Raw genomic sequence first — 12426 nt, 5'->3', positions numbered from 1 at the left:
TTGGCATTAAAATTTGTAAGTTAAAATCAGTTTTCATACAGACTAAGTCTTAAACTCATGTCATACTTACAATAATTACTTAATCTATTGTTAGTAAGGAATTACTATGGAAAAAGTGAAAATTAACTTCACAGAAAATGAAGTTACCGTCATTACCTCCTTTGTTGGTTTGGCTACAAAAATTCTTAATGTAGATCATATTATTAATCAGGGCCTAACCATTACTGAGTGGCAATTCTTATGTAATATAATGGAAGTCGATGTTTTATTAATTCCAGATAAACGAGGCAATATTACACCTATTTCGCCTTCAGCTGTTATTAAGAAAATAGAGAAAGTAGTAAAGCAAAAATAGTTAGAATAAATTATTTTGCTTTACTGTAAACAAACTATTTAACATCTGTTAAAGCTTACATTAACTTATGACTAACTGGATTTTTTTCCACGGCCTGAACCAGATTTTTTACCACCGCCGCTTCTATCATTGACAGTAGCCCAAGCGCGTTTTTCTGCCTCTTTCTTAGAAACGCCTTTTTTCTCATACCCTTCTTCGATATGCTCTGCTTGGCGCTTTTGTTTATCAGTGTATTTTGATTTATCCCCTTTGCTCATATCAGCCTCCTGTTTATAGAGTCCCATTAAATTCTAGGTTTAATGGCTTTATAAAGCCTACTCGCTACCAAGGTATCTAGTCATGCATTTTATTAAATTCATTCCATTCAAAATCAATATAATCTTCAAGCATTTTTTTAATTTCTTCTTGAACGCCAGCTAACGTACTGTATTCTGTATGAAATTTTTGTGGTGGATTATTATTTTTATCTAGAAGACATTGCACATACCCATCTGCTTTATATAATTTATTGTTGCTTTTATCCTTATTGATATTATAAACAACTTTAAACCCTTTATAGATATAATCAGGCATCTTCTATCCTTTAACTTTGTTTTGTAACAGCTCCTCCCTATCACCAACGGCCGTATTTGGTTCATAAACGAAAACCATCTTTCAATATGCGCTTGTAGATAGTCCTGCTGCGCTTTTCAGCATGATCTTCAATCAACCTAGGCTTAAATCCAGTTTTCAACAAGATTTAGCATCCCATCTGAGCCATTACTTAACTTTAAACCAAAAACCGCAAAGCATTTAAGCTTTGCGGCAATCTACTTTAGTCAACTCGTTTACAATTCATACCCCAGACTGCCCCAAAACAACTAGCAAGTGCGCCAATGAAAAATAACACAAACACAATAAAAGCGCTTACAGCTAAACTTTCAGGTGAAGCTGCTACTGTATTTTGACCACCATTGCCAGCTTGAGTAGATGTCGCTGTAAGGGAGTTTGCAGCCGTAGCCATGGTGTTATTTTTAGAAAGTACTGTACCTGTGCGAGCCATATTATTTGTATAACTTGCTACATAATTTCCTATATGAGCAGTTACAATAGCACTCAATAAAAGAGCAAGGGTCCATGTAGTAAATCCATAGATAACCCCTATATTTCTTTTAGGGCAATAATGTCTTCCTAAATAACCTGCTGTATAACCCGCAGCTACCATAGAGGCAATGATACCAATTAACATACCAATTAAGCCACCAATTGCTACTGCAGTAGCCCCAGTATCGCTATTTATAGTAAATGCGGTTAAACCAATGGCAATGCCAAATAGATTTAATAAAAATCCTAAACCTACCCCTACCAGCGCACCAACAAATACTGCACTCCAGGAAATACGCTTCCAAGAAGGATACGTCTCATCAATAGGTCCTGCAACAGGACTTGATACGGGATCAACAACAGTGGTGTGTTCATTCATGTTACTTTCCTTAGTCTGATTTTAGGCAATCCTACAATTAAAAAATGTGTGAAACTAGCCAAATTAAAACAAGTATACTTAGTGGTACGCCTAATAACCAAGCAAGCAAGTACTTCAGCATAATCCTCTCCTTGTTATAAAAATAATTAAATACCCAGGTACAAACTCTTCATACTATTTAAAGCTGATGAAAACCCTAACCTAGCCACCTGCCTTAACCACTGCCTAAAGTTTATTCTTTTAGCACTTTGCCAGCCTGCAACGAAAGATGGCACCAACAGGGAAACGACCGCTAATTTATGTCGATTAGCTAACTTCTCAAAATAGTACTTATGTTCTGCCAACTGCACTTGGTTGTTCCGAACTTTTAAGCTCGTGCTGGTTATCAGCGCTAGCAGTTCTTTTTTGGAGCTCATGAGCATCCCTCACTTTATTGCTTGTAAAACAAGCTCGTGTTTTTTCAAAACTCATTTGACGTGCATTGGTTATTAAGCGTTTTACTACAATGGCCAGGATAATAGCATTAAGCAATAAAATAGCTACTATTCCCATCCAAACATAGTCACTTAATACCGCTACAATATATCCTACCAATGCCATTGCCGAAAACCAGATAGTCAGCAACAAAATTGGTAATAGAGCAAGATTAAGGAATAAGGGATAGATATTTAATCCCGCCAGCTTTGCTTCCAGCTTAAATAGAGTCCAAATTCCTTTGGCTAGCTCTATTTTGCTGGAAATAAGCCCTTCTAAGTGCTCTATAAACTTCATTATTTTTTAAGTAATGCAGAAAGAATAAAACCGATACCGCCTGCAATCAATAAAGAAGTAAGTGGCTTTTCTTTAACATTTTTAACAAGCTCATCTGAATATCCTTTTAAGCTTTCATGAGCTTCACACACTTTTTTTACACCTTCTTCATACATCTCACTTGCTTTTTCTTTTGTTTGCTTATAAAGCTCTTCAGCTTTTTCCTTACCTTGTTCATAGACTTGATTTACTCTGTCTTTTCCTTCTTCATACATATCGCTGGCAGAGTTTTTAGCATCTGTTACAGCGTCACGTCCATTATTTTTGTCAGTACCCATAATACCATCCCCTTGATTAAACACATTAAATTACCTAAGTAAACTCTCATCTTACTTAGGCACCCTCGCCCAAACACTAAAATTAGCTAAGTTAATTCTAATGCAATAACCCTTGTTAAAGTTTAGTCCTTATTCGCTAGAATTTGTAACATTCTGAGCGTTATTATTTTGACCTGCAGCATTGTTAGTTTGGTTAACTGTCAAAGATGATTTAACTGATTTCACCCCTTTAACTTTTTCTACTAAATTAACAATATTAGTACGCTGCTCATTGGTATCCACATTACCAGCTAAGTAAACAACGCTATTTTTAGTTTCAACGCTAACTGGCCAATATTCCACATCTTTATCACCAAATAACTTTTCTTTCATGATAGCGCCTTTCACTTTAGCGGTAATAAAGGTATCTGCTAAAGGTGATTTGCTATCTTTAACTAATAAATTATCAGCATTTACATCATTGACCCCCGCAACTGACTCCGCCAACGATATGGCACGTTCATACTCCATGTCCGTATCAACCTTACCACGTAACACAACTTGCTGATTTGCTGTGCTTATTGTAATGTTTTGCTCATTGACTAAAGGTGATTTTTGATAAAGTGCTTTGATTTGGTTAGTGATCTCGGTATCACTTATTGCATGTTGTGCATTACTGGTCGTTGAAGACGTAGGTGTAGTAGCTGTAGTATCGCCCTGCGTAGATGAAGTTGTAGGCGTAGTTACTGTAGTATCACTTTGAGTTGAAGTAGACGTAGCTGGAGCTGTAGTATTAGTTTGAGACGCAGCAAATGTAATTGCTGGATTGATTGCTGCTATAGCTAGTGCGCTATAGAGCACGCTCTTCTTTAACATAAATCTCTCCTTTATTATTCTTATTTTTAAGAGTTTAAAGCTTAACTCCATTACTTCGTCACAAATTATAACTCAAAAAATGTGACCATCCTAAGTTAGTTCATAATAAAAATACTGTCAATATCTAATAAGACAAGAACTTAATATAAGTTCTAAGTCTTATCATTGCAGGTCACAATTTTAAATTAATGCGGCGAATTAGCGATAATAATCGTCAATTGCAGCAGTAAATTGTGTGTCAGCAAAATTAGGCCAATTATCTTTATCAAAGCCTGGCGCATTTTTTAATCTTTCTTTATCGATATTAATAATAAAGCAATCTTCGGCAGGATCATATGTAAATAAATGCCAAGGTAGAGCAAAAAACTTATTACCAAAACTTAAGAATCCACCAAAATCAAGCACAACATAATTTACTTTGCCAAATACTTTATCAATTACGATATCATTAACTGTACCCAGATTCTCATGTGTTACACTTTTAACATCGACTCCAGTGACTTCACTGGCTTTCACAACACTTCTACTACTACTCATAGTTATTACTCCCTATTAATAAGTTATAAATCGTTTACTAAAACTATGCTGCTTATATCAATACTTGCTTAAAGCTAAATTACTTTGATTCAGAACCACTGTTTGACTGTTCTGTTGATTGATTTTGTTTATAAGTTACCCACTCATCATCGTGAGTAAAAATATAACGGCAAGCATGCTCAATAAAAAAGTCCCTATAGCGAATGCCAGCCCATTCACAATAAGCAGTTATCTCATTGTACACTGCCTCACTCATGCGAATTCGAAATTGGGTCTTTTTTTCAGTAGCAGGTTCCCGCGTAATAAGCATAGTCCTCTCCTTCCCAATTCACCCGTATGCAAAATATTATACACCGGCCCTAGTATAGACTTCCTTTATCTTACTATAGGTCGATATATCTAAAAACACTATCTATTGTTATGGAAATTTAATTAACTAGTCAATAATACTTATAGGCTAACTTTTAACTAGTATAAAAATCATTTTAATCTATGGCTATTGAATTTTTCAATATTATCAATTTATTAAAGAAAGATAGATTATGTTGTCAAGATTAGCAATAATAGTTAACAGATTAAACTAAAATTTAATTTTTTATAAAAAACCCGCGAGCTATACGTTCATGCGGGTTTTTTAAAGTCTTTAAAACTAAAGTTGTATGAGGAGAATTATCATGGATACGGTATCCACCCGAAAAATTAGCGCTATCATTAGCAGCGAGCACAGAGTAGAACGAGTTTTTAATAAATTAACTCAAACAACAGTTGCAAGACATGATATTACCATCCAAGGTGATCCTAGTGCTATTGCTGATAAATTTGGTACTAAATATGTAGAACCAGATGTTGTACAAAGAAGTCAGGATGCACCTAAAAAAGAACCTTATTTAGAAGATGATTTTGGTTGGCTTATGGGCTTTGCTTTTTCAATTCCTATGTTTATAGGAATTGTTATTGGTATTTTTATCATAGGCGATGTACGCTCGCTCACTGATAATCTAATTTTTGGTGTTCTTGGCGCTATAGTCGGCGGTGCAGTAGGCTATTTACTCTCTCGACTCATTACACTTAGCCGAAAAAAAGCGCATCGTAAGCAAGAAAATCAAGGCGGCTTTGTTATTTGGGTAACTATCACTAACGAAGATCAAATTAATGAAGTAATAGATATTTTAAAAAATTACGGTGCTACCAATATAAAAGTTGAATAAACTAACGAAGACTTACCAAACTTATTATCCCCAACTTAGATAAACAAGAGGAATTAAGCTTCTAAATCGGAAGCTAATTCCTCGAGTCCTTAGACAGGTAAAACACGCAAGATTAAAAGTACAACGAGGATTAAAACTAATAATCCCACAATTCCTGATGGACCGTAGCCCCAACCACTACTATACGGCCAAGCAGGCAGTACTGCTGCTAAGAGCAGAATTAGAATCAATAACCCAATTAGACTCATGGCAACTCCTTGTATATATGACTCACGTAAATTATAGCAGTTTATCAAAAAAAATTTATTATTTTTAAAATCTTGTCTATGCTTAACATGAGGTTGAGCGGTGATTTCACACAAATGAAATCACCAATTAGAATCTTATATGACACTAAATCAATTACAAAGCAACAAGGAGAGAAAAAATGGATGTCACAGGAAGGACTACTGGCTCTCAAAATTTCCAAAACATGGGTGCTGGTTCAAGCAGAGGCACTACACTTAATGGCAATTCTTCTTCTAGACATAGCGATTTAAGCGAAGCAGCAAGTGACCTATTAAAAGATGGTAAAAAAGTAGCTAACGGATTATATGAAGAAGGAAGACATAGAGTAGCCGAAGTACAAGAGTCACTTCGTACTTATTCTGATGAATTGGTGCAACAAGTACATGCTCGCCCCATGGCAACTCTACTAATGGCAGCCGGTATTGGTTTTATTTTATCAACACTCTTACGCCGTTAAGATAGTATTTTGCTCTGTTTTAGCACATAATTAGATGCTAAAGCAGAGCCATTAAATTAATCCACTTTAGTTTTGATGAATCATCCATTGTGGCAAAGGTATTTCAATTCCTTCTTGATCAAAACGTGTCTTAATCGCTTCCTGTAAATAATCCTTGGTAGTACCTAGCAAATCGTTTTTAACCCAAGCTTGTAATTTAAGCTCAACAGCTGAGGATGTAAAATTATTAATGATAACCTTTGGCTCAGGATCAGCAAGCACGTTCTCACATTGTTTAGCAATATCAAGCAGTATGCTTTTAATAAAAGTGATATTACAACTATAAGCCACGCCAATAACAATTTCAGCACACCGGGTAGGAAAGTAACTTAAATTCTTTATTTCTGATTTGATCATCGTTTCATTAGGAATACGGACTAATTTACCATCCGAAGAACGAAGTTTAGTGGATAATAAATCTATCGATACAACTGTACCAATAATACCTTTTACATCAATGGTATCGCCAATACGAAAAGGGTGTTCAAACAATAAAAACAAACCACTGATTAAATTAGACGCAGCTGTCTGTGATGCAAAACCTATCGCCACAGTAAGAATGCCGGCCGTACCTAATAAAATTTTTAAATTAAATCCTAGTTCAAGGGCTGCGTTAATTAAAAAAAGAGCAAATAAAATATGAAACATTAAACGTTGAGTAAGCATGGCTTGGTGTGGTGAAAAGCGTTTGTTAACCGCATGCTCGGCAAGGCTACTCACTTTTTTAGCAATATAATAGCCAACGATTACACTACCTAACGCATACAAGATATTTAATAGAGGTAAGTAATTTAAAACATTCATCTGTTATTCCACAGCAAAATTACCAATTATCGCATAATTTACTGGCAATCAACTAATTTTATCTATAATTAATGGTTGTAACTCATGATTTAATTAAGTCATTTTTAGTAGACTTGCAATATAATTAAACAAAATTTGCGTAATTAGCTATAACGGACTAAGCTTTCCTTGTGCGGTGCAACATTTAGGGAGAAGATCATGAATCAACAATATTTTCAGCGCTTAACCCAATTAATTAGGAACGTACAAAAGCCTCTGCAAGCAATCGCAGAACTAAACATCAAAACCATGCAAAAATTAAATTATATGAAACCTGACGAGCTAATACGTATAAAGCCAGAAGAATTTATTGAAAGACAAGTGGATATGGCCATCAAAAATGGACATATGACGTTAGATTATATGCAAGAATCATTCGAAATTTTTGAAAAAGCTCTTTTTACTACGAATGATAAGTTAAAAGACTCTGCTGAAGCGATGTTAGATAAAACTTATCCAGGCAATAATATGGGTGTAGCTAACGCGATGACTAATCCTTCTAATATGATGATGGATATGGCGCAAACTGTTTTTGATCCTATGGCTAATCCAATCATGAATGCCGCAAGAGAGGCACTTAACCCTACTCTTTCTATGCAAGAGATGACTAGTGCTATTTCAAGTCGTCCTACTAAGCAACACAGACCTAAAAGTAAAACTAAACAAGCAAGCCAACAGGCTAGTGCTAAAAGTACAACTAAACAAGCAAGCCAAAAATCTACTAAAAGCAAAACCAAACAGGCAAGCCCATCTGCTGCTAAAAGCAAAACTAAACAAGCAAGCCAGCAATCCAGTACTAAAAGTAAAACTAAACAGGCAAGCCCGTCTACTGCTAAAAGAAAAACTAAACAGGCAAGCTCATCTACCGCTAAAGGTAAAACCAAACAGGCAAGCTCATCTACTGCTAAAGGTAAAACTAAACAAGCAAGCCAAAAATCTAGTGCTAAAAGCAAACAAGCAAGCCAGCAGTCTAGCGCTAAAAGTCAAACTAAGCAGGCAAGCCAACAATCTAATGCCAAAGCAAAAAGCCAAACTAACAAGAAAGAAAAAAGTCAAAGTAAAAGTCAAGGTAATGGCAAAATTCATAGTAAGCAAGCAAGTGGTGCTAGCGCGTCTAAATCTGGTAATGGCCGCAAGCACAAAAATGAGCATACTCCTATACAAGCTCACGCATCAAGATAATAACCAGATTAACATAAGCGGGTGGGATTACCGCTTATGTTAACTGCTGCCAAATTTTAATCAATAAACGTTTCAACATGCAATCGTTAGAACAGATTTACTGCATTGTAACAATGCTCAGTAAATCAGAGGCTTAGATTTGCTGTTGAGTACTCTCTTAACCCCTCAATTATTTCTTCAGAAGCACCTTCTTCGCTAACTAAATCAAGAATCGTCCAATCTACTCCTGAGGGCGTCCCCACCTCAGATAGTGTCTTAATCTTGTCAGCAGACGTTTCATTACTATCTAAGACTTCTTTTAATAGTCTCCTATAAAACATTTCTTCTGACTCTTCGCACGATTCAATTTTTTCCGGTTCAGAAGTTATTTCATCCTTATCTTGCGTCGTATCTTTGGTTGACTGTTGAGGGTAATTATTGACACTGCTATTCTGATAACTAGGTATATTATTATTGTTATTATTGTTGAAAAAACTATTCCTCTGAGCGTGTTTAGCAACGTTTAAAGATACATACTCTGAGAATATATCAGAATTTTCTAGATGAAATTTAAAATCATTTATAATCCATTTAGGCTCAGGATTTTGTTGCAATTTCTGAATACGTTCTCGTACTAATTGAATTTGTTGGTTTATTTCATTAGGTACCGAATAGTTTAATTTTTCTTTAGATTCAGTAATAGGCTTAATGATATCAGCATATGTTTTCTGCGCATCTGCACTTAAGGAAGAAGATTTAAAATTAAAATGAGCTTCATTAGGATGTTCAATAATATCTAGTGTTTTTAGCATTCCTTCTTTCATAATATTAAAAAATTCTGCCTTTGAAACGCCATCCAAATAATTGGGATCAAAATAAGATACGGGTGGAAAACCGTGTTGCATTAATAAAAGATTAGCTAATATCATATTTGATCTTAAATTTGCGTCATGGAACATATGAGCATGTTCAAGTTCATATATGCACTCAACAATTGCTTCTAAAATGGTGTTGTCATTATTCGCTTGTGCTAAAGTATTGTTTAATTTATTAATAGTTGATTCTGCTAAAGTGCTGGTGTTTTCTTTAGTTAAACTAACCGCATAGGTGATTTTAAACTCTTGTTCCTCATTTGGTTTAGACCGAGCAGGTCTTCTACACAGGGAAAGTTCCATATTGATGCCATATAAATTAAGCTTATGTATAACAAAATTATTGTCATAATAAGAAACCTTGAACTCCTTATTCCTATCTGCGAAATCACATAAATCTTTAAGCCCTTCTATGCTTAATTGGTAGATACCGAATCCATGAGATGTACCAGGATATGTTTCCTTAAATTGTCCTGGAAAAAATCTTCCACCAGGACTACATACTCTATGAATCTCTTTAAAGAGTTCAATGGTTACTGGTTCCTTTGAATTAACGAAATCTTTTTTTTCCAAAATTGCGTTCAAAAAACAGCGAACACTACCAGACTCACGTGCTTCATACCCAACAAACCCCTGCTCATCTTTATGCCTACACCCATCAACAACCAAACGATAAAGCTCGGAATTCGGTATCGCTAAAAAAAAATTAAAGCCAGATTTAGCTTGCTCTAAAGTTGCTTGTTCGCTTAACTCTTTCATAATAAATTTCCTGTAATCATAATTAAAATTTCAGGTTAATTTTTGCAAGTAGTGGTTAATTTATGATTAAGAGAAAGCTCGAAAAAAATAATGAAAAGATAAAAAAAATGATGTGGTAGCTAGAGAGTCATGCCCAACATCATTTAGATGCAGTGGCTGATTTTTCTTTTCTATTGATGCCTAAATAGATAAAATACACGCTTAAACAAGTACTTAATAAGATTTAAATATTTAATTTTATTGTTTAAATAATACAAAAAACTTACTTTTTTTCTTAATTATATTGAAATTTATTTCAATTCGTGTATTATTTGCCCAGTTATGAAACGAAAAATACCTTATATTGTCCTTGCTATTTTTATTGTTACCCTTATTGGTGGGGCATTTATGGCTTGGCATTTACATAAAAAACCTGCCCCTCTTATGCTCACTCTTAGAGAAGCATCTTTTGCTGGATTGCCGGGGTGGAATGAAGCTAATACCAAGAAATCGCTATCAACCTTTCAGATTTCTTGTAAGACTTTTTTACGCCAAGATCCTGAGCGTGACGTAGGTAGCCAACAAATTCCTTTAAAAGTAAAAGATTGGTATCCTGCTTGTCGCGAAGCATTAACACTTCAAGATGCTACCGAAACACAAGCACGTCATTTTTTTCAACGCTGGTTTAAACCTGTTGCATTTTACGATAAAGATACAGTACATGGTCTTTTTACGGGTTATTATCAACCTTTATTACATGGCAGCTTAACTAAAACTGACGAATATAATGTGCCACTTTATGGCTTACCTTCTAATCTAGTTACTATTAATTTAGGTGCTTTTAGCCCTGATTTAGCAAATAGGCGTATTATAGCGCGTATTGAGAATAACCAAGTCCTACCTTTTTACACCCGTGCAGAAATCAATAAAGGTAAAATCAAAGATAAAGCACCCGTACTTGTCTGGATTAATAGTCACATTGACAGAGTATTCTTAGAAATCCAAGGCTCAGGTATTGTCGAGCTTCCTAATGGCGAACGCTTATACGTAGGCTATGCCGGTGAAAATGGTGCGACTTATACGCCTATTGCTAAGGTGTTAATCGATCGCGGTATAATGACTAAAGATAATGCGTCTATGCAACGAATTCGCGCCTATTTAGAAGCGCACCCTAAAGAAATTCTACCGGTGATTAACCGTAATAAATCCTTTGTTTTCTTTCAAACTTTAAACCATACTGCCGCTATGGGCGCTCAAGGGGTTGCATTAACGCCTGGTTATTCCTTAGCAGTAGATAGAAAATGGATTCCATTAGGCACGCCTCTGTGGCTAGATACAACCAGACCTAATAAAAATTCTGATAATCAAAAACCTCTACAACGCTTAATGATAGCGCAAGATACAGGTGGCGCTATACGAGGGGTTGTTCGTGGTGATGTATTCTGGGGAGCTGGCGATAGAGCAACTTATATAGCGGGCCATATGAAAAATGAAGGCCGCTATTGGTTGTTACTGCCTCGCCATGCCGTTGATTCTTTGCCAAAGAAATTTGTTTAGCGAGCTACCAAATTTTCTTTTAGATTAACTGCCTTGTTCTCATCTGTAAGAACAAATTGCAAGAAGCTTGAATCTAGAAGGCTAGTTGTAGACATGGTTCTATCATTCTCTTCAATGGGTGTATCTTTGGTTGGGCCATCTTGCTGAATGGGTGTATTAATAATCGGTGCCGGCGCTTTTAATGCCTCTTCCAGACTAATAAATTTGTAACCATTTTTCTCATACATAGCAAGAATATCGCCTAAAAAATGGCTATTTAGTAAATTGGCATGGATTAATAAAATTTGCTTAGCATTTTCTTGATTCTGTCTTTTCGCACGCGCTTCAGCCCTTACCGTTTGAGTCCAAATATAATCTAAATACCTTTTTTTAATGCGACCAAGATTTTGTGGACGTAGACGATAAGGAATAGCAAATAACTGAGCATTAAATTGATAATCCTTACTATCAATGGTTATTGGCGCAATAATGTAATGATGTGCCGCTAAATAATCATGCACTTTCTGTCGCTTTTCTCCCGTGCTTTCTGCTAAATAGGGATAGCGAAAATATTTTGGGCCGGAAAAAAATGGTTGGATAATTTTGTCCGCCTTATCAACATCTGCAATGTATTTTTCGGCAGACATGTTATTGAGACTTTTATGTGAGTAAGTATGATTACCAAGAATAAAACCTTTTTCGCGAAATAATTCTAACAGCGCCCACTGATGCTTTTCTATAGCACCGGCAATGATAAAACCCGTGGCTGGGACTTTATAAGCGACTAATGCCTGCACCATTTGCAAAAATCTATCTTGCTGCCTTTGCACGTTAGCAGGCTTGCCATTGGTAGATCCAACAAAAGGTAAATCATCAATTGTAATCGCAATTTCTTTTACTTGGCTAAAGCAAGTCTGATGAATAAGAAGACTAAACCAACATACAAAGATTAATTTTATCTTGCGCATGGCAATTCCTTAATTGTTG

General features: G+C 35.5%; 17 protein-coding genes. 5 read left to right on the top strand and 12 right to left on the bottom strand.

Annotation, left to right across the window (positions count from 1 at the left end; translation table 11 throughout):
- Positions 1-106 precede the first annotated feature (106 nt).
- Complete coding sequence (locus tag DYE47_RS04395) at positions 107-355, top strand: hypothetical protein (protein WP_115302100.1); 249 nt, start codon at positions 107-109, stop codon at positions 353-355.
- A 71-nt stretch (positions 356-426) separates the two neighbouring features.
- Here DYE47_RS04395 and DYE47_RS04390 read toward each other — a convergent pair whose 3' ends face one another.
- The 8 genes from DYE47_RS04390 to DYE47_RS04355 all read right to left on the bottom strand — a co-directional run bounded on the left by DYE47_RS04390 (position 427) and on the right by DYE47_RS04355 (position 4607).
- The gene (locus tag DYE47_RS04390) at positions 427-612 is read right to left on the bottom strand and encodes a plasmid stabilization protein (protein WP_115302099.1); all 186 of its coding nucleotides are present in this window, start codon (positions 610-612) and stop codon (positions 427-429) included.
- 76 nt (positions 613-688) lie between these two features.
- On the bottom strand, positions 689-928 hold the full coding sequence (locus DYE47_RS04385) for a hypothetical protein (RefSeq protein WP_115302098.1): 240 nt from the start codon (positions 926-928) through the stop codon (positions 689-691).
- Between the two features lie 241 nt (positions 929-1169).
- On the bottom strand, positions 1170-1817 hold the full coding sequence (locus DYE47_RS04380) for a hypothetical protein (protein ID WP_242604179.1): 648 nt from the start codon (positions 1815-1817) through the stop codon (positions 1170-1172).
- A gap of 330 nt (positions 1818-2147) precedes the next feature.
- Positions 2148-2588: a hypothetical protein gene (locus DYE47_RS04375; protein ID WP_115302097.1), complete on the bottom strand. Its 441-nt coding sequence runs from the start codon at positions 2586-2588 to the stop codon at positions 2148-2150.
- Positions 2588-2905, bottom strand: coding sequence for an ElaB/YgaM/YqjD family protein (locus DYE47_RS04370; protein ID WP_115304011.1), 318 nt, complete (start codon positions 2903-2905; stop codon positions 2588-2590). Before DYE47_RS04370 ends, DYE47_RS04375 begins: the two co-directional genes overlap by 1 nt.
- A gap of 129 nt (positions 2906-3034) precedes the next feature.
- Positions 3035-3760 (bottom strand): BON domain-containing protein, encoded by a 726-nt coding sequence (locus tag DYE47_RS04365; RefSeq protein WP_160149841.1) that lies wholly within the window; start codon positions 3758-3760, stop codon positions 3035-3037.
- A 198-nt stretch (positions 3761-3958) separates the two neighbouring features.
- Complete coding sequence (locus DYE47_RS04360; RefSeq protein ID WP_115302095.1) at positions 3959-4297, bottom strand: PRC-barrel domain-containing protein; 339 nt, start codon at positions 4295-4297, stop codon at positions 3959-3961.
- Between the two features lie 79 nt (positions 4298-4376).
- Positions 4377-4607, bottom strand: coding sequence for a hypothetical protein (locus tag DYE47_RS04355; protein ID WP_115302094.1), 231 nt, complete (start codon positions 4605-4607; stop codon positions 4377-4379).
- 364 nt (positions 4608-4971) lie between these two features.
- On the opposite strand from DYE47_RS04355, the gene DYE47_RS04350 reads away from it, so the two are divergent.
- Positions 4972-5505 (top strand): hypothetical protein, encoded by a 534-nt coding sequence (locus tag DYE47_RS04350; RefSeq protein ID WP_115302093.1) that lies wholly within the window; start codon positions 4972-4974, stop codon positions 5503-5505.
- Positions 5506-5594: 89 nt separating this feature from the next.
- Here the strand turns inward: DYE47_RS04350 and DYE47_RS04345 are convergent, their stop codons facing one another.
- On the bottom strand, positions 5595-5753 hold the full coding sequence (locus DYE47_RS04345; RefSeq protein ID WP_115302092.1) for a DUF3309 family protein: 159 nt from the start codon (positions 5751-5753) through the stop codon (positions 5595-5597).
- A gap of 179 nt (positions 5754-5932) precedes the next feature.
- On the opposite strand from DYE47_RS04345, the gene DYE47_RS16215 reads away from it, so the two are divergent.
- On the top strand, positions 5933-6250 hold the full coding sequence (locus tag DYE47_RS16215) for a hypothetical protein (protein WP_176579709.1): 318 nt from the start codon (positions 5933-5935) through the stop codon (positions 6248-6250).
- Between the two features lie 66 nt (positions 6251-6316).
- Here DYE47_RS16215 and DYE47_RS04335 read toward each other — a convergent pair whose 3' ends face one another.
- Positions 6317-7093 carry a mechanosensitive ion channel family protein gene (locus tag DYE47_RS04335; RefSeq protein WP_115302091.1) on the bottom strand — a complete coding sequence of 259 codons (777 nt, stop codon included), beginning with the start codon at positions 7091-7093 and terminating at the stop codon, positions 6317-6319.
- Positions 7094-7291: 198 nt separating this feature from the next.
- On the opposite strand from DYE47_RS04335, the gene DYE47_RS16355 reads away from it, so the two are divergent.
- Complete coding sequence (locus tag DYE47_RS16355) at positions 7292-8314, top strand: hypothetical protein (RefSeq protein ID WP_242604180.1); 1023 nt, start codon at positions 7292-7294, stop codon at positions 8312-8314.
- Between the two features lie 125 nt (positions 8315-8439).
- Here DYE47_RS16355 and DYE47_RS04325 read toward each other — a convergent pair whose 3' ends face one another.
- Complete coding sequence (locus tag DYE47_RS04325; protein WP_115302090.1) at positions 8440-9924, bottom strand: Fic family protein; 1485 nt, start codon at positions 9922-9924, stop codon at positions 8440-8442.
- 321 nt (positions 9925-10245) lie between these two features.
- Between DYE47_RS04325 and mltA the strand changes: the two genes are divergently transcribed.
- A complete protein-coding gene (mltA, locus tag DYE47_RS04320) occupies positions 10246-11460 on the top strand; it encodes a murein transglycosylase A (RefSeq protein WP_115302089.1) in 1215 nt (404 codons plus the stop codon).
- On the opposite strand, the gene DYE47_RS04315 is transcribed toward mltA, so the two are convergent.
- The gene (locus DYE47_RS04315; RefSeq protein WP_115302088.1) at positions 11457-12407 is read right to left on the bottom strand and encodes a polysaccharide deacetylase family protein; all 951 of its coding nucleotides are present in this window, start codon (positions 12405-12407) and stop codon (positions 11457-11459) included. The genes mltA and DYE47_RS04315 overlap by 4 nt on opposite strands.
- Between the last annotated feature and the right edge of the window lie 19 nt (positions 12408-12426).

This window comes from Legionella beliardensis, assembly GCF_900452395.1.
Lineage (GTDB): Bacteria > Pseudomonadota > Gammaproteobacteria > Legionellales > Legionellaceae > Legionella_C > Legionella_C beliardensis.
The sequence above is the reverse complement of the archived record's forward strand: the minus strand, read 5'-3'. Positions and strand labels throughout refer to the sequence as shown.